The 19966-nt window shown below is 26.7% G+C and carries 11 protein-coding genes; 6 read left to right on the top strand and 5 right to left on the bottom strand.

All coding sequences use genetic code 11. The features are described 5' to 3' along the window. Positions 1 to 72 precede the first annotated feature (72 nt). A complete protein-coding gene (locus tag BLV71_RS02345; protein WP_093868987.1) occupies positions 73 to 480 on the top strand; it encodes a hypothetical protein in 408 nt (135 codons plus the stop codon). 1442 nt (positions 481 to 1922) lie between these two features. On the opposite strand, the gene BLV71_RS02340 is transcribed toward BLV71_RS02345, so the two are convergent. Next, positions 1923 to 5966 carry a DEAD/DEAH box helicase gene (locus BLV71_RS02340; protein ID WP_093868986.1) on the bottom strand — a complete coding sequence of 1348 codons (4044 nt, stop codon included), beginning with the start codon at positions 5964 to 5966 and terminating at the stop codon, positions 1923 to 1925. Positions 5967 to 6191: 225 nt separating this feature from the next. Then, complete coding sequence (locus tag BLV71_RS02335) at positions 6192 to 7490, bottom strand: hypothetical protein (RefSeq protein WP_093868985.1); 1299 nt, start codon at positions 7488 to 7490, stop codon at positions 6192 to 6194. 104 nt (positions 7491 to 7594) lie between these two features. On the opposite strand from BLV71_RS02335, the gene BLV71_RS02330 reads away from it, so the two are divergent. Further along, positions 7595 to 7843 (top strand): helix-turn-helix domain-containing protein, encoded by a 249-nt coding sequence (locus BLV71_RS02330; RefSeq protein ID WP_093868984.1) that lies wholly within the window; start codon positions 7595 to 7597, stop codon positions 7841 to 7843. A gap of 8 nt (positions 7844 to 7851) precedes the next feature. Here the strand turns inward: BLV71_RS02330 and BLV71_RS02325 are convergent, their stop codons facing one another. Then, a complete protein-coding gene (locus tag BLV71_RS02325; protein ID WP_093868983.1) occupies positions 7852 to 8166 on the bottom strand; it encodes a hypothetical protein in 315 nt (104 codons plus the stop codon). 135 nt (positions 8167 to 8301) lie between these two features. Between BLV71_RS02325 and BLV71_RS02320 the strand changes: the two genes are divergently transcribed. The 4 genes from BLV71_RS02320 to BLV71_RS02305 are packed head-to-tail and all read left to right on the top strand — an operon-like array spanning position 8302 to position 14622. After that, positions 8302 to 8502, top strand: a complete 201-nt coding sequence (locus BLV71_RS02320; protein ID WP_093869220.1) for a helix-turn-helix domain-containing protein — start codon at positions 8302 to 8304, stop codon at positions 8500 to 8502. Beyond that, a complete protein-coding gene (locus BLV71_RS02315) occupies positions 8499 to 10307 on the top strand; it encodes a class I SAM-dependent DNA methyltransferase (RefSeq protein ID WP_093868982.1) in 1809 nt (602 codons plus the stop codon). The genes BLV71_RS02320 and BLV71_RS02315 overlap by 4 nt, the downstream gene beginning before the upstream one ends. Beyond that, the gene (locus BLV71_RS02310) at positions 10307 to 11614 is read left to right on the top strand and encodes a restriction endonuclease subunit S (protein WP_093868981.1); all 1308 of its coding nucleotides are present in this window, start codon (positions 10307 to 10309) and stop codon (positions 11612 to 11614) included. Before BLV71_RS02315 ends, BLV71_RS02310 begins: the two co-directional genes overlap by 1 nt. A 2-nt stretch (positions 11615 to 11616) precedes the next feature. Beyond that, positions 11617 to 14622 (top strand): type I restriction endonuclease subunit R, encoded by a 3006-nt coding sequence (locus BLV71_RS02305; RefSeq protein ID WP_093868980.1) that lies wholly within the window; start codon positions 11617 to 11619, stop codon positions 14620 to 14622. Between the two features lie 1253 nt (positions 14623 to 15875). Here the strand turns inward: BLV71_RS02305 and BLV71_RS02300 are convergent. Both BLV71_RS02300 and BLV71_RS02295 read right to left on the bottom strand, forming a co-directional pair. After that, positions 15876 to 18056: a DUF262 domain-containing protein gene (locus BLV71_RS02300; protein WP_176974331.1), complete on the bottom strand. Its 2181-nt coding sequence runs from the start codon at positions 18054 to 18056 to the stop codon at positions 15876 to 15878. Beyond that, complete coding sequence (locus tag BLV71_RS02295) at positions 18046 to 19857, bottom strand: DUF262 domain-containing protein (RefSeq protein ID WP_093868978.1); 1812 nt, start codon at positions 19855 to 19857, stop codon at positions 18046 to 18048. The genes BLV71_RS02300 and BLV71_RS02295 overlap by 11 nt, the downstream gene beginning before the upstream one ends. Between the last annotated feature and the right edge of the window lie 109 nt (positions 19858 to 19966).

Below are 19966 nucleotides of genomic sequence, written 5' to 3'. Positions count from 1 at the left end.
GTTGTGTAGTACATATCTTTAGTGATACGTTCCATACATAAAACGTTGTCACATTTTCAAAAAAAAACTTAAATGGAAGATACATTAAAAATAAAAATATTTAATCTCTTAAAAAATCGTGAAGTCCTATCTTTTACCTCTGATAACAAAAGGCAAGGCGGTCCTTTGGTAAATATTGAACTAAACAACAAAAGTATTGGAGAGGTGTATACTTATAATTCTACAGAAAACCGATATGAAAATATACCACAAGGAAATTTACTTGAGTTAGAATTAGCGAAAGATTTAAAGGAATGGATTCATTTAGATTTTTTTCAGTTTGTGTGTATGAATGATCATCTTCTAAGTGATTTCCATGATTGTTCATTCTGTTTAAAAGAAGAAAACATTATTCTGGAAATATCCATACAAAATGAAGAGCAAGAGGAAGAATCATTTTGTGAGAGTTTTGAATACTTTTTAGATGATATTGAAAATTAATTCCCAATATCTCACTCATTTTTTCATAATATTTTTTAGAGGGTATTGACCCCCATTATAATATCATCGTTTTACCACCATTTAAGGGGGGATGTGGGACCTGAAGGAACCCCATCCCGGGGGGAACAATATATATAGATGAACCACATTACCAGAGTCAATTCTGATGTTTCTGTGCGGATAACAATTGAAGAGATCAGATCACTGCAGGTGAGATCCTGTCCATAAATGTTATCTGCACAAATAATATCATTTTTAAACTACACCATTGAATGGTCTAAAATTGAATAGGTCTACAGTTGTACCATATTATGGTTCATTTAATTTATATAATGGTATAACCGTGATACACGAATAAGTGAATCCGCGGGGGAACTAATAATATCTACTTAGATAATACACCACCAACTAAAAGATGTAAAAATCTTACATGTATAAGATCATTCTCAATTGTTATCGGCACAGTAAATAATACCTCAATTAGGACCATCAATGCAGTTGCGTTAAATTTGTAGTAAATCAGTACTCAAAACTCGATTTGGTTGGAATATATGCACCTAACACGAATTTGAGGTGTTGTTTGAAACTTAGATATTGACACTCAAATAATTGATATTCAATATCTTATAGTGTTGAGTGAGTAGATGAAGTTACGAGTCCTTTCGTCTCCACAAATAACCTCGTAAGTCATTGATTTTGCGAGGTTTTTTATTTTAGTGGTGCTCCATAGTATAATTTTTTGATAAAAAACGTCTCAGAACTTCATTTTCCTTTAGAAAACTTTTCTTCAAATATAGATAAAATTTAAATTTTACTTAGAAGGAGACATTGAGAAGTATGAAATACAAATTATGGTCTGATGATTTGATTTAAATACTTAAATATATTTGTCAGACTATTATTTGTAAAAGTATTCTAAAACTAATTCTAATAATTATTTTGAGCGGTATAGAAGCACATTCGTAATAGCTTTATCAAGCTTAATTAAATTGTATGTTTAATCAATATAATTTGAAAACCGTAGTTTTAATCTTAGGAAAAAAAGATAGAATAGAATTTTACTAGAATTAAGTATAATGATTTTGTTGTTAATTATATTTATTCAGTAAGGAAAGTTGTTTAACAAATTATAGCCTGAGGTTCGTTTAAATACTTAAATAATTTTATTAAGCCATAATTTGTAAAAGTATGATAACAATTAATTCATTTATTTTCTTTTTAAAAAGTAGAAATGACATTAAAACGACAATATATAATCTATTAGTATCAATACCTGTTAAACTATGTTTTAGTAATAAAAAATATAGAACAAATTATGGTCTGAGGTTTAGGTTTAAATACTTAAAAATATTTATCAAACCATAATTTGTAAAAAATAGATTAAACATTTTATAAAAGTTTAAAATTTAGGATTAAGCTAATTTTCTTCTTTCCAAATAACATTATAAAACCAATTCATTAATTTCATTCAGCGGAATTTTTCTATAAACTGTAAAATTCATACACTGATTAGTTTTTTCTTTTTTCTTAAAATTATTAATCTTGGTATAATCATAACTTTCAAGGCTCAGCATTTTATCTAAAATCCCTTTTTCAAGTAATTTAGAATGTAATAATTTTAAACTTTTTGCAAGAAATACTTCTTTAGTTTTATTATCTATTATTGCATAAGCAAAATTAGAACGCTTGTTTTCTGTTTGACTTTTGAACTCTATTAACTTATCCCTGTATACATCAATAAATTCAGATAATAATAGTTCATTTTCATGGAGTTCATCATTGAAATAATCTTTTAAAGAAGTATTAAATTCTGCCTTGAATTTATCTAATGTAACACCTGTATAATTTAAAGATAATTTATGAGATAAAGCATCAAATATATTTTCTTCTATAATACTATTATTAAGGTTCAGTTTAATGAGAATATCTCTAAAGTCTTCTTCAGTAATGTTTTTTTCTTTTTCTATGTTTAGAATCATTTTTTCTGTCAAAGTGAACTTCTTTTGCTCTTCTTTAGTTAGAAATAAGGCTTTAAAAGTTTTATTTGTTTCTCCTATTATATACTCTTCGAAAGATTCTCTAAAGTTTTTGTTTTTAACTAAATCTAGATGAATATTTTCTAGATTGGTATTTGTAATTTCATCATCAAGAATGGATAAAATTTTACTAGGAATTTTAGTCTCTAAAATATATTCCATTTTTTTCTTTGAAAAATCTTCTAACCTCTCTATTTCTGATAATAATATTTTACTAATAATAGATTCTTTTTCAATTATTTTTAGAGTATCAATATAATTTATCAATTTTCTATCCAATCTCTTTTTATTTTTTTTATCATTTAAAATAAAGTTTAAAACATTTTTAACTTTATTTCTACTTCCGTATTTAATTTTCAAGAAATTGAAACATCGTGTTATTTTTTCTTCTATACTTTTTAGACTTGGATTATATTGGCATTCATAAAATTCTTGTCCATCTTCTAGTTTATTAGGCGATTTAGCAATAGAAATTTCTGGGGTAATTAATTCATTGTTAAATTCACTTAAATTAATTAATTTAATTCTATTATTTGTTTTAATTTCCAAAAGTTGTTTTAGAATATTATAAACCAAAGAATTTATAATATTATCACTTTTAATACCTTTTTCAGGCTCTATCGTTTTGTAGGTATAATCAATATAACACCCATTTTTAACGGCTAAGTTAACAAAACTACCTAAAGATTTTTGTTCTATTTTAGTGTTTTTCTCTAAATCTGATGTTGCTATATAGGTTTCAGATACTTGATTCTGAGTCTTTAATTTCACTTCACTAAACTTATATCTCTTTTTGATACTTTCATTTTCATATAATTTATTTTTTTTAAAATTATTAAACCTATCTACTAAATTAGTTTTTAATTTTCTATCATCGACTTTAAAAACTTCAGCATAACAATGAACTTTTGTTTTTTTATTTCTATTCCTAAACATTAGTTGTAATAAACTGCATGCAGAAGTATGGTGTGCAGTTGAGCTAAAATCAAAGAAAAAACTTGCTCCTCCTTCTGTACCTTTGGTGATGTTTACTCCTACATTTAGAACAGAGGTTGTAAAAGTTACTTTAGGCTCTAAATACTCATTATTAACAATTTGTTTATATGCATTCATTTCTTTAGAATCAGCACTTATAATTCCAATAGTAGGTGTTGATTGACATATTGAGTCACAATAACTTTTGAATGCATTTATCTTGTGAATTATTTTTTCTTTATTCTCACAGAAAATAATTGCTTTTCGATTTTCTGAAATATCATTTAAAATTTGCTTAAAAATTAAAAGCCCTTTTTTCTCTTTAGAAATTCCATCTATTCCATTAATTAAAACACAAGGCTTTAAATCTTCGTTTTTTTTAATATTTAATATTTTAAAATTATTTTTAAAATATTCTTTAAGTGTAAATACCTCCATACTAGGAGTTGCTGACAATAAAATATACTTTACATTTCTATTATTATGCGACTCCTTTAATTTTAAATAAGTTTCTGATATTGCTTCTCTAAAATCATCAGATGCTAACAGGTGAGCTTCATCCAAAACTACATAATCATACTCATTTATTATTGAATTAGGAATATTTACAAATTGGTCATATGTGGTTATAACTGACCTTAATTTGTTTTTATTATCAAAAAGTTTGTTTACATTATTTCCTATTGAAGAAATGTATTCTGTATTAATGTCGAAACCTAATTGTTCATCTCCAGTAGAAGAAATAATATTATGGCTTTTTTTGCAGCTTTTAGATTGTTGCTCTACCATAAGTTTTCTAGGAACTATGAATAGTACACTGTTATTTTTAGATATTCCATTAATATTAGTTTCTTGACTTCCTAAAAAAGTAGTTGTCTTACCTGTACCACAAGGAGAGAAAACATAATTTATGAATTCTATACAATTATTTATTATCAATTCAGGACTTAAATACTTGTTTATTTTTAAGTCTGAAGTAATATTTTTGTCATTTAAAATATCAAATATAGGATATTCGAAACCTCTAGTTTTTAATAATAAATGAAGTGAGTTAGTAATATCTCTTTCATCTATACCTAAAATATCTACAAGACTTTTACTTCTGGATTTTATTACTCCATCTTCAGATAAATATATATCAGAGTACTTATAACTAGAGTTTAATATTTCTATAATCTCCTGCCAATTGTATATCACAGATAAAGGTTCTAAATAGTCTAACCAATAATTATCATCTACTATTTTTTCGTATTCTAGTTGTTTTTCCAATGAAAAATATGTTTTTTTAAAGTCACCTTTAAAAAAAAGTTGTGCGTATAAATGGAATGGAGTATACCCATTTAAACTACCTGTAAAACAAGTAAAGAAATTCCTTTCTGGATTAACATTTACCGACTTATTATTTTTTCCTACTTTTTGGTAAACTTCGAACCCACTATTATTAATACATACATACTCATAATACTCACTAATATTTAATAAGTATGAACATTTAATTCTTTGATTAAATAATTTTACATTTTTTTTATTGTCAAATTCAGAGCTAAAACTATTATTTAAATTTAATATTTTACTTTCCTTTTTTTCAGATGTCTTTGCTAAACTATTTTTTTTAATAGTTTCCTTATTAAAACTTTCTTCGTTATGTGTAAGTTCCACATCAAATTCTAAAGCTTCCTTATTTAGTTCAACCCTATCCCAGTCAGCATTAGTAGTATTAGAAAGTTGAACAGGAAACATCCTTCCTTGTGTAAATTGGGCTTGTGCTTCATCAAATTCAATTTGAGTTGGAGGGTTTAAGTTCTCATTTATAAAACGATAAACTGTTATACCTATTTCTTTATGTAAATTATTATTATTAATATTTTCCAAGAAAGGACAGTATAGAACTCCACAAATTCCTAGACCACTTGACGAACGGGCTGTTATAAGTGATATAGACTTCATAAAATCAAAAACATTCTTGTTCAAAGCATTTGGTTTGCCATCTTCTGAGTATAGAGTAATATTCTCTTTTTTATCTAATTGACTTTTTACATCAATATCGTAAAATAAAAACGGAGAACCATTACCAATGGAATTCTTGATAGGACTTATACCTCCCTGTAGAAGTAATTTAGATATGCAAAGCCCATGTCCTTTTATAATTTCTCCTTTTTCTTTCTTTTTAAAAATGAAATAGTGATTTTTTGCAGAAGATTTATTGATAGCATATACAAGTTCATTTAAAGAAAGATGGGCATATATACCATTAATAGTCTCGTCTTTTCCTTTTTTACCATTATAATTACAACGTTCGTTTATTTTATTATTTGCTGTAATAAATCTTTCTTTCAAGGGTTGTTGAGAATAAATAGTTTTTCTTTCTCTTTCTCCATACTTATTAGTAAACCTTGGATGGTAATCTGAAAAGAATTTGACATCGTAATCTAAAATTGTTTTTTCTTGATTTGCTTTTATAATTATTTTATTCATATAAAATATTTTTAATGAATATTCACTTTGAATATCCTTCTACATCAATATAACGAAGTTTTTATTTTTTTGTCAGAACTGAAGGTTTATAGTGATGCTTAAATAAATCAAACACAAGGTTAAGTATTTGTCTTTCAGGTCTTTATTTGTTTTTATTTAAAATCGTTTAAACCCAAAAAAACCATCTTTAAAAAGATGGCTTTTAAAATATAGTATTAAAATTAGCTAGATAATCCCTAATATTTTTTTGGAGTTATTAAGGACGGTGTCAAAATAGGTTTTGTCTTCTATCGTTTTTGTATCAAGTAATTTTTGAAAATCATAATAATTATCTTCATTATTATCATATAAAGCTCTAATTTTTTTATCAATCAATTTTACTTTTTTCGTAGCATTTATCCATGAAGTTTTCTTGGCTTTTGTTAATGTCCAATTTTTATGAGCTAAAATCCCATTATACATTGTTTTTAAATATGGGGTAGCTTGTTTTAAATAGTACTTAACTTTCGACGGTATCTTTGATTTATTTAGAATGTATTTATAATTTTTAGCTTCTAAAGCATTATAAATATCCTTTGTAACATTAATCTTTTTCCCATTTTTTAGCTTTATAGTCCAATCTAAGGCAGTAATATTAAATGTACCACCCATTTGTTTTGCTCCTTCAGATATAGTTTTATAAACATTAGCTTCAATAGTAAATTCTTTAGGATATCTAAAGTCACGTATATAAACATCTTTTCCATCACCATTTATATTTTTATAATATTCATATGTATATGTACTCCCTTGTATGTAAGAATTAACTATTTCTCCTTTATATCTTTTGTTAAAATAATCATTTTTATAAGATACATATATCACGCCTTTATGAGTATACTCTCCCTTTATAGTCTCTAAATCAGTATTTTCTTTTAAAGTTTGGAGTTTTCTATTTATTTTAGGTAATGACTTAATTAAACCTTGACTCAAATTATTTTTAGCATTTCTTATTTTTTCTTGTATTTCTTTATTATGCTTAATAATAACTCTTTCGTTCAGAAACTTAATTACTTTTTTGGTTTTTAAAATTATGTCATCTGAATTATAAGAATAACCAAAAAGAGAAGGTTTAAATTCAGATTTCTCTATTTTTAATGGAGAAAAATCTAACCTTTTTTGTTTGTTTTGTTCATAGATTTTAAATGACCTTTCCAGAAGTTTTTTTCTTTCTTTTTTGGAATTTGTGTTTAGTTTAAGCTGCTGAAAGTTACCAACCAATTCTTCTAAATCTTCTATACGTTTAAATACTATTAATTTTTCATTATAAATAGCTAATGTATCCTTTATACTCTCTAAATAATTTTCATCAGTTATAGGATAGGTAAAATCAGGTAGTTCTGTATCTTTAGTTGATTTCTCATAGATAGTACTATTCAATTTTTTTAGATTAATAAATCTTATTTTTTCTTGACTATATGAAATTAAGTTAGAAAAAATGGTAATAAACAAAATTAGTTTATTGGCTATTAATGTTCTTTTCATAATTTATATGTTATATTATTTATGCAAAAATAATCAAAAAAGGTTACAAACAACCCATTGATTACAATTGGTTGTTTTTGGTTTCTTGTGTGCAGATTTGTTTCATGGATAAACGAACACGAAAACGTGAAATTCCAGAGTTCTGTATTGAATTAGGAAAACACATAAGAAAATTAAGAAATGAGAAAAATATACCTATTGAAGAAATAGCTTTTAAAGCTGGTATAGATGCACAAAACCTTCGTAAATATGAATTAGGTAAACAAGAAATGAAAATATCTATGCTTAAAAGAATAGCTGATGCATTTTTAATGCACCCTTCAGAATTATTAAAGTTTGAAGAAAAAAAATAAGATATTATTTATTTACTTGGTAATAAATAACTAGCTGCGTATTGAAAATTCTCTTTTAAAGCTTTATAATCTTCAAAAACCTTTCTATACCATAGCTTATCATCAGGGTACTCTTCCATAACTCTAACATCGTAGTATTCGCCATTTTTCCATGGCTCAATTCCTGATATAGTAATATTATGTTTTTCGACTCTATCCAAAATAATTTCAAAATCTGATTCATTAAAATAATAAATGTATGGACTATCAAAACCAGTATTTAGATTTGTTAGTCCATCATAAATGTTTTTGACTAAGTATTGGTGTTTTTCTTCGAAATTCATATGTTATTAATAAATGAGGTTGCAACATAATTTAATAGTCAATGAATTTAAATATAACGATTCATTTTATACTCATTTTGTGAGATGTTTTTAAATAAAATTATTACTTTGTACTTTGAATACAACAATTCAAAAATGAACCGTATAAAAGAGGTTTTAGAGAAAAAAGGAATTAAGCAAATTTGGTTGGCTAAACAATTGGGTAAAAGTTACAATATGGTAAACTCATACGCTCAAAACAGAAGACAACCTAGTATTGAAGACCTTTATAGAATTGGAGAAATATTAGGCATTGAAGCCAAAGAACTTTTAGTAGAATCGAAGGATAAAAAATGAATTTAGATACACAAAGTCTACAGCCAATTATAAACTTCATCTGGACAGTTGCAGATGATGTATTAATAAACAAATATTTAGAAAACCAATACCAAGACGTTATTTTACCCATGACGGTTTTAAGACGTTTAGATTTGGCTTTAGAGCCAACAAAAGACAAAGTACTTAAAACCCACAACGAATTTAAAAGTAAAATGGACAATCTTACTGGGATTTTAACCAGTAAAGACCATGGTTCTGGATTAGAATTTTATAATACTTCACCATACACAATGAAAATGTTATTAGAAGACCCTAATAACATTGATGCTAATTTTTTAGATTATTTAAATGGTTTTTCTGAAAATGTCCAAGACATTATTCAAAAATTTAAATTTCGTAACCAATTAGATACTTTTGAATCTACGGGAATTACTTTTTCATTATTAGAAAAATTTTGTAGTCCTAAAGTTGAGTTAAGTCCAGAAAAAATATCTCCTATGGCAATGGGTTATATGTTTGAAGACCTGATTCGTAGGTTTAATGAAAAAACTAATGCAGCAGCAGGACGACATTTTACCCCTAGAGAAATCATAGAGTTGATGACTCACTTGGTGTATCTACCTGTAAAAGATAAAATACAAAAAGGAACATATTTGGTATATGACCCATGTGCTGGTTCTGGAGCAATGCTTACACAATCTAAAAAGTATGCAACCAATCCTGAAGGTGAAATAAAGTCAAAGGCAAGCTTTCATCTATATGGGCAAGAAAATACTGGAGAAATGTATGCCGTTTGTAAATCGGATATGTTATTAAAAGGAGAAGACCCAGATAAAATACAATTTGGCTCTACACTTAGTAAATATGGTTTTGACCCTAACTTAAAGTTTAATTTTATGCTTACCAACCCTCCATATGGTACAAGTTGGAAAGAAGACCAAAAAGAATTAAACGAAGGAGTTGGTAAGAAAATAGAAATAAAAGATACTCGTTTTAATCTAGAAATTAAAAACTTTAAAGGTGAATTAGAAAGAAAATGCTTAACATCTCGTAGTGGTGATGGGCAGTTAATGTTTATGTTACATATGTTATCTAAAATGAAATCCCCTAAAGATGGTGGTAGTAGAATTGCATCTGTACATAATGCGTCAGCTTTAATAACAGGAGATGCAGGAAGTGGCGAAAGTGGCATACGACAATACATTTTGGAAAACGATTTTTTAGAATGTATTATACAACTTCCCAATGATATGTTTTATAATACTGGTATTGCAACTTACTTATGGATATTAAGCAATAACAAAAGTCAGAAACGTAAAAATAAAGTACAGTTAATTAATGCTACTTCAACAGTGTTTTATGATAAAATGCGTAAAGGATTAGGAGATAAAAAAGTAGAATTGTCCCCTAATCATATTTTAGATATTCAAAATCTTTATTTTGAATTTGAAGAAAATGAATACTCAAAAATATTTAATAATGAAGATTTTGGTTTTTATCAGATAACCATACATCAACCAGAAAAAGACGAAAATGGCTCTATTATAAATGATAAATATGGTAATCCAAAATCTAACAAAGAATTAAAAGATTTTGAAAATGTTCCTATCACTGAAAATATTGACGATTATTTTGCTCGTGAGGTATTACCCTTTACCGAAGATGCTTGGTATGATAAAAAGAAAATTAAAATTGGCTACGAAATTCCATTTACTAAATATTTTTTTGAATATAAAAACATAAGAAGCACCTATGACATTACATTAGATATAATAAAACTAGAAAAGGAAACTGATGGTTTATTAAAAGAAATTATATCTTAATGGAGAAATATTTAAAATATAAAAAAGTTGACATTGATTGGCTTGACAAAATTCCTGAACATTGGGAAGTTTGTAAAATAAAACATATTCTATCTCATAAAAAGAAAACCTCAAATCCAAACCTAAACTGTGGTTCAATTAGTTTTGGAAATGTTGTTTATAAAGATGATAAAAAAGTACCTATTGAAACCAAAGCAGCTTATCAAGAACTATTAAAAGGTGAATTTTTAATAAACCCATTGAACTTAAATTTTGACCTTAAAAGCCTTAGAACTGCACTCTCTGATAAAGATGTTGTTGTAAGTTCAGGTTACATAGTTCTTCAAGCCAATGAGAATCTAAATAAAAGGTATTTAAAGTGGTTATTACACGTATTTGACGTTTCTTATATGAAAACATTGGGGTCTGGAGTAAGACAAACACTCAGTTACACTCATATCAAAAACAGTTATTTTCCGAAAGTCTCTTTGAAAGAGCAGAATACTATTGCTAATTTTCTAGAATACAAACTAGAAAAAATAGAACGCTTTATAGCCAAAAAAGAGAAGACTATTTCAAGGTTAAATGAACTTAAATCTTCCAAGGTTATAAAGACAATAACAAATGGACTAGATGAAAATGTTAGAATGAAAACAAGTAACATTCAATGGTTGGGGTCGACTCCTGAGAACTGGGACACAATTAAAATAAAACATATTCTATCTCATAAAAAGAAAACCTCAAATCCAGACCTAAACTGTGGTTCAATTAGTTTTGGAAATGTTGTTTATAAAGATGATAAAAAAGTACCTATTGAAACCAAAGCAGCTTATCAGGAACTATTAAAAGGTGAATTTTTAATAAACCCATTGAACTTAAATTTTGACCTTAAAAGCCTTAGAACTGCACTCTCTGATAAAGATGTTGTTGTAAGTTCAGGTTACATAGTTCTTCAAGCCAATGAAAATCTAAATAAAAGGTATTTAAAGTGGTTATTACACGTATTTGATATTCTATTTATGAAAACATTTGGTTCTGGAGTAAGACAAACTCTTAACTATAATGATATAAAAAATAGTTACTTTCCAAACGTACCGTTAGAAGAGCAAAATCAAATAGCTAATTACATAGATGATGAACTTAATAAAATAGATAAAATTATTGCTTCCATAAATAAAGAAATAGACATGGTAGTGGAATATAAAAATGCTATAATAGCAGAAGTGGTTACAGGTAAGATAGACGTTAGAGAATTTAAAATACCCGAAACTGAAAAACCTTTAGCAATGGTCGCTGAAGAAACTATAAATTATAAGTCCCCTAATTAACAATGATTAAAAGAACTAACACCAAAGAAAATGGTTTTGAAAAACATATTGTAGACTATTTAATTAATACAAATGGTTATGTATTACGCACATCAAAAAATTATGATAATGTAAACTGCGTCGATACAGATATTTTATTCCAGTTTTTGGAAACTACGCAACCTAAAGCAATAGAAAAACTAAAACGCTATCACAAAGAATTATATCAACAAAAAATAATCAAACGTATTAACGACCAAATAAAACTTAAAGGTATTATTGAGGTATTGCGTAAAGGAGTTACCGATGGTTTTACGGATACTAAAATTCGTTTGTTTTACGATAAACCTGTCTCTACTTATAATAAGAAAGCAAAAGAGTTATATGATGCTAATTTGTTTTCCGTAATGAGACAAGTTTATTATTCTAGTAAAAATAAAAACTCTTTAGATATAGTTACTTTTATCAATGGTTTACCAATTATTAGCTTTGAGTTAAAAAATGAACTAACCAAGCAAAATGTAAAACATGCTATTAAGCAATATAAAACAGACCGTAACCCAAATGAAGAATTATTTCGTTTAGGAAGAATGGTGGTCAATTTTGCTGTTGATACTGAAGAGGTTTGGATGTGTACACAATTAAAAGGCGAAAGCTCTTATTTTTTACCTTTTAATAAAGGTTGTAATAATGGAGCTGGAAATGAACCAAATGGAGGTATAAAAACAGATTATCTTTGGAAAGAAATTTTAACTAAAGATAAACTTACCAATATTTTACAAAATTATGCAAAGTTAATTACTGAAGAAAAAGAATATAAAGATGCTAGTGGAAAGAAGAAAATAAAGAAAACTAAAAAACTTATTTTCCCTCGTTTCCACCAATTAACTGCCGTATCGAAAATTTTAAGAAATGCACAAGAAAAAGGAGCTGGACAAAAATATTTAATTCAACATTCAGCTGGCTCTGGAAAGAGTAATTCTATCTCTTGGTTAGCTCATCAACTGGTAGGATTACACGATAAAGCAGGAACTAAAACTATTTTTGATTCTGTTATAGTAATTACAGACCGTAGAGTTTTAGATAAGCAGATACGAGAAAATATAAAACAATATCAGCAAGTAAAAGGTGTAGTAGCTGCAATTACAGAAGGTAGTAAACAACTAAAAACAGCCTTGGAAGAAGGAAAGAAAATTATTATTACTACCATTCAAAAATTCCCATACATTGTTGAGGATATTGGCAATTTACCTAGTAATAATTTTGGTATTATAATAGATGAAGCACATAGTAGTTTAAGTGGTCAAATGGCTCGTAAATTAAACGAAACACTTGCTAAAGTTTCTGATGAAGCAGAGTTGGAGAAAGAGTTAGAAGATTATGATGAAACTGAAAGTAATGAAGTAACTGGAGAAGATTTTATAAGAGCAATGATAAAAGCTCGAAAACTATTACCTAATGCTAGTTATTTTGCTTTTACAGCAACACCTAAAAACAAAACCTTAGAATTATTTGGAGAACCATTTGAACAAGATGGTAAAACTAAATATAGAGCGTTTCATTTATATTCGATGAAACAAGCTATTGAAGAAGGTTTTATAAAAGATGTATTATTAAATTATACAACTTACCAGAGTTTTTACGCTCTATTAAAAAAAATAGAAGACGACCCCGAATATGATAAGAAAAGAGCTCAAAAAAAATTAAAAGCTTATGTAGAAGCTCATGACCATGCCATAAAAAAGAAATCTATCTTAATGATAGAGCATTTTATTAATAATGTTATCCGAAAGAAAAAAATGCAAGGTAAAGCTAAAGCAATGGTGGTTACAAGTAGTCGAGCTAAAGCGGTAGAGTATAAGCATGCTTTTGATACTTATTTAAAATCTATTAACAGTCCTTATAAAGCAATTGTAGGGTTTTCTGGAGAAGTAGATGGAGAAACAGAATCCAGTTTAAATAGCTTTCCTAGTGGTGATATTCCTGAAGAATTTGAAAAAGATGAGTATAAATTTTTATTGGTAGCTAATAAATTTCAAACTGGATTTGACCAACCATTACTACATACAATGTATGTAGATAAAAAGTTGGGAGGAGTAAATGCAGTTCAAACATTATCTCGTTTAAATAGAAGCCACCCCTTAAAAAAGGATACTTTTGTATTAGATTTTGCAAACTCTTCCGATGAAATACGAAAAGCTTTTTCTCCTTATTTTGAAAGTACAATCTTAGGGGAAGGAACTGACCCTAATAAATTATTTGATTTACAAGATGCTTTGGATAATTTTCAAGTATATTCTCGTGAACAAATTGAAGAGTTCTCAAATAAAATATTAGCTAATGTACCTATAGACCAGTTACATGCTATATTAGACCAGTCAAGCACTATATATAGAGGTGAGTTAGATGAAGAAGAGCAAGCTGATTTTAGAGCTAAAGTAAAAACTTATGTACGTTTATATATTTTCTTATCACAAATTGTTGATTTCGAAAATGCCTACTTAGAACGTTTGTATATATTCTTAAATCATTTGCAAAATAAATTAGTTACAGATGTAGAACCAGATTTATCACAAGGAGTATTAGACAATATTGATATGGATAGTTACCGTTTACAGTTAGAAGCTACTTCTAATATTGCAATGGAGCAAGGTGAAGATTTAAAAGCTATACCTACAGAAATGAGAGGTAGTGTTAATGAGCCTGAGATAGACCAACTTTCTAATATTATAAAATCATTTAATGAGCGTTATGGAACTGAATTTGAAGATGCAGACAAGGTTAGACAGATGGCAGAAAGTGTAGTCAATGGCGTAGCTAAAAATGAGGATATGTTAAACTCTATACATCATTCTGATGAACAAAATGCACGTATTACAAGTGATAAAATAGCACAGGAAGAATTACTGAAACATATTACCACAAATTTTGATTTCTATAAAATAATTAATGATAATGCTGAAGCTAAGGAAGAGTTTAATGCAATGGTTTTTAATATGGTGAAGGATTTAATGAGAAAAACAGTATAAACTATTATTATCTGAATTTATTGATGTATACAGGGATAAGTTAATAGAGTTCAAAAGTCAAACAGAAAACAAGCGTTCTAATTTTGCTTATGCAATAATAGATAATAAAACTAAAGAAGTATTTCTTGCAAAAAGTTTAAAATTATTACATTCTAAATTACTTGAAAAAGGGATTTTAGATAAAATGCTGAGCCTTGAAAGTTATGATTATACCAAGATTAATAATTTTAAGAAAAAAGAAAAAACTAATCAGTGTATGAATTTTACAGTTTATAGAAAAATTCCGCTGAATGAAATTAATGAATTGGTTTTATAATGTTATTTGGAAAGAAGAAAATTAGCTTAATCCTAAATTTTAAACTTTTATAAAATGTTTAATCTATTTTTTACAAATTATGGTTTGATAAATATTTTTAAGTATTTAAACCTAAACCTCAGACCATAATTTGTTCTATATTTTTTATTACTAAAACATAGTTTAACAGGTATTGATACTAATAGATTATATATTGTCGTTTTAATGTCATTTCTACTTTTTAAAAAGAAAATAAATGAATTAATTGTTATCATACTTTTACAAATTATGGCTTAATAAAATTATTTAAGTATTTAAACGAACCTCAGGCTATAATTTGTTAAACAACTTTCCTTACTGAATAAATATAATTAACAACAAAATCATTATACTTAATTCTAGTAAAATTCTATTCTATCTTTTTTTCCTAAGATTAAAACTACGGTTTTCAAATTATATTGATTAAACATACAATTTAATTAAGCTTGATAAAGCTATTACGAATGTGCTTCTATACCGCTCAAAATAATTATTAGAATTAGTTTTAGAATACTTTTACAAATAATAGTCTGACAAATATATTTAAGTATTTAAATCAAATCATCAGACCATAATTTGTATTTCATACTTCTCAATGTCTCCTTCTAAGTAAAATTTAAATTTTATCTATATTTGAAGAAAAGTTTTCTAAAGGAAAATGAAGTTCTGAGACGTTTTTTATCAAAAAATTATACTATGGAGCACCACTAAAATAAAAAACCTCGCAAAATCAATGACTTACGAGGTTATTTGTGGAGACGCCGAGTAGGAAAGGTGTATTTTTTATGTTTTCTATTTAATCTGTTTTTACCGATTTTAGATCATAACAAAACCCCTACAACACTTTACCAACAAGGATTTAGATTAAGTTGACACTTGGTAGTTAAAAGGATTGCCCCTCTCTGATAAAACTCGTAACTTAATCTTTATTGAGGTTCGATAACTCTAAACTTATTTCTTTAATTTTATCAGACAACTTATCTTCTTTCAAGCTTAAGAAATCATTTTTAAATCCAAATTTCTTTAAAATTTTTATAATTATATCTGGAAATGCTCCTTCATTTCTATCTTTGAATGACACTCTGTATTTATTATTTCTATCGTCAAACTCAATTTCAAACACAAACCTACCTCCATTATAATTAAATTCTGATATTATTATACAAGGCTCTTCCCAAGATGTACTTTCCCAATACCAAACATTTTTAAAAGGAAAAAAATTCTTGTGCTGAAATTCTCTTTTAAATAAATCCCAACTATATATTTCTTTATGACGCCCATTCATTTGTCTTTTGGATAATAAGTAAACATTATTATCAGAATACTGTCTTATTTCTCGATATTGACAATAAGCTATATTTGAAGGGTCTTCAATTATCGATTTTCTCCAATCTTTAACCGTATTATTATCAATAACTTTCTTTAAACTTAACTCAATATTTGAATCGTCAATTTCATCTAATAATTCTTTCAGGTAAAGTTTTTTCCGCTCATCATTAAATACTTTTCGCCAATTATCATTTTTAGTCCTTAATGCTTTATCAAATAAACAAAATGTTTTGTTTTGATTTTTATCAACTAAATAATCACCTTTTACTAATAAAGCTCTCTGAAATAGAAAATCATAACCCTCACTAAATTGTTCACTAAATAATTTGATAGATTTTAGAGAATACTCTTTAAAATATTTTTTTTCATGTTTACCCTCATTATTTCTAGAGAAATCTAAAAGAAAACCTACTTGACCATCAAAATAAGAATGTTTCTCAATGCTAATCAAAATACTTTCCCATCTTAAATCATTTAAAATTAGTTTAGCTTTCTGATTTTCTTCATTTATCTGTATTCTTGAAAAATATTTTATTTTTTCATTTGAATTACTTACAAACTCATAAATAGTAGAAATATTAGCACTTAAATCATTTACAGAACGAATTGCATCTACATAATTAGAAGGACTTTGAATAAGTGTATTATTTATTAGATTCCCTGTTATTCTCATCCATTTATTTAAATACTCAACATTTTCTTTATCTACTTGACCAAATTGGATAAAAAACTTAGACAATGAATAAAACCTTAATCTTTCCCAATAATTTACAGAAGAAGATAGGAAGTTTTTAAAAACATCTTCTGTATCGTTATAAGTTATAAGTCCATTAAAAACACTTATAATTTCAGAAATATATTTTTCACTATCATAAACATTATTATAATTTTTAAAAAGATTATAATTATCTATAAAATCTTTATCAATATAATTTTCTTCTGTGTAAAAATTTAAAGTAATATTTTTAAAAAAACTAAAGAACTGTTTATCTACATTATCTGTTAAAATTTCAGTCTCATTATTTTTTTCAAAATCCCAAAAAACATCTAACCATTCATTATCTAATTTAGACTTATCTTCTAGTCTTGTTAAATATTGAGAAAAATTAGCTTTAAAATTTTCAAACTCAGTAAGAGGCTTACCTCTTGCATTCATCTTTATATAAAGCTCATCAGTTAATTTAAATTGCTCTAATGGTAAAAATTGAAAAGTTACATTAATTCCCTCAACTAACTTATCAAATATTTTCTCTTTAACTCTTTTAAATTTATCGTGTATTAAATCTAACATATTCAGCATCGCTGAGACAGTCGGGTCAAATTCCCATGATAGAAAGAACCATTCACTATCTGTTATTTCATCACTAATATTATTGTTTATTATACTATAATCAATATTTTCAGATACTAGGTATTTACAAAAATCTTCTGAACTAACTCTAGTCTCGTAAGAGAATTTTAACAGAATAGATTTCACTTCACTTGTTAGTTTATTCTCTTTTAAAGCAATATACCAGTGAATTAAAAACAATGTGGTTAAACGTTGTTGACCATCTAGAGGTATCAAAACTGTATCCTCAACTTTTCCATAAACAAAATCAAGGTTCAATTCCTTATGCTCTATTATTGATTTCTTTATATCTTCAAGAAAAGTATCAACTATATTAATAATATCTGGCTCTTTTCTTCCTTGCGCATAATCACGTTGAATTTTAGGAATTTCTATTCTATAGTTACTTAACAATTCCCAAAAAGTATATTTAGTTTTCATTCTTCCCTTCTTCATGTGGCAAATAATTAGCTATTTTTTTCTTAATTTCAATTAAATAAGCTTTCCTATCTTTTTTTGTCCATTCAGAATTTTGAATGACATCTTTACTATAATACTTTAGAAAAACATTTTTAGTACAGATTGGAATAAAAGAACCTTTTTCATCAAGTTCAATTATTTTGTCCCTTTTAATAGGAAAAATATTATTGTTTAAAACTGAATTATCAGCTCTTGCCAAAAGAGCCATATTATCAATGGAATGAATATTTACATTTTCATCTTTTGTATACTTTTTAAAAATTTCTTCCTGTAAATTAGTAAACAAGTCAACATTTATAACATCACTTTCTAAAATTTCAATTATTTTACTAGTTAAATTTTCTTCTTTCAAACTTTTAAAATATATTTTTTGTTCTTCTAAAAGCGACTTCCTATGTTTATCTATCTTTAAATCTTCAGAGTTTTGTGCATGAATGTGTTCCAAACTCCATTTTTCATACACATATCTTTCAAATGGAAATTTTGAATATTTGCTATCCATTGTTGACACAACGTTAAAAAGAAGTAATAAATCCCTTATAATTTGACTATTATCCTGATAAGACAATTCAATTAAATTTTCGATTTTATTTTTCTCAAAATTTAATTGAATACCTCCTTTAATTAGTTTAAATAATTCTTTTTTAAACCCTGATTTTGATATATTATTTGATAATTCTTTTATGAGTTCAATATCTTTCCCTGTATGTATCAAATACCCGATTAGATGATAATATTCATTATTTCTAAACCACTCATCAAAAGTTTTAGAATACACTTTTACTTCTTTCCACAACTCCTCTTTTGACACCACTCCGCTACTAATCAAATTATTAAAAACATAAAACGTATAATACTTATCAATGTCTTTGTTAACTTTAATGGAGACCTTCTCTTTGTATTTATTTGCTATTAAATCAAATATAAATTCAATTTTAGTTGGTTTTGAATAATTTACTTTGTTCAGAAAAAACCAAAAATCTTTATTTTGCAAGCTTTTTTCAATACCGTCCCATTCATAGGCTAGTTTTTGCTGATGCTTTTCTCTTTCTTTACTTGAATTAGTCCCATTTATAAAAAAAAGTGCTTTTATAAGTTCTGCGTTTGTAAGTGGTATTTTCCCCATGTTTATTCTTGTGAAGATACTTTTTGCTTCTAACTCATCCTTAGTTTGAACTTCATACCAAATAAAACGAACGTTATTAGCAGTATCTATATCACTTTCATTTACATCAGTTAGTATCAAACTTTCTAAATATTGCCTTTTTGAAAATCTTTTTTTGCCTTCTTTATTTTTTATCTTATCAGAAAACCAATCAACTATTGTTCTATAAGCCATACTAATATGGTAATAATCAGGATTTTCTTTACTAATTTCACCACTCGATTCTATTTTTTCTAAAAAAGACCAACTTCCTTGTCTTGTTTCATAGTCAATTGTATATAATCCTTCAATTCCATGCTCTTCTATTAGTAAACTTTTAAAATAAGTTAATATTAGATAGAGAGTGGTTAACCTTTGTTGACCATCTATTACTTCCCATTTCAATTTACCTTTTATTTCTTTCCTTGTAATTACTAAAGGTTGTAAACAATAAAACTCACCTTCCTCTCTCAGCTTTCCTTTGTTTTGAAACTCAAGAACATCTTCTAATAAATCTATTACTTGTCTTTCTTTCCAACGATACCCTCTCTGATAGGAAGGTATAAAAAAATCTTTCTGTAGTAATTTTTCAACTGGGATTAGCTCTAATTTATCCATTGTTACGCCTATTCTTTATTATTTTATATCTGTAAGCTTCTTTTTTATAAAGAAGTACTATTTCAAAACACCTTTGTTTACTTTGTTTTACTGATAAACTAACTCTCTC

Origin of the sequence: Tenacibaculum sp. MAR_2010_89 (assembly GCF_900105985.1) — a bacterium.
GTDB lineage: Bacteria > Bacteroidota > Bacteroidia > Flavobacteriales > Flavobacteriaceae > Polaribacter > Polaribacter halocynthiae.
Note: the sequence above shows the minus strand (reverse complement) of the source record. Positions and strands in the feature narration are given on the sequence as shown.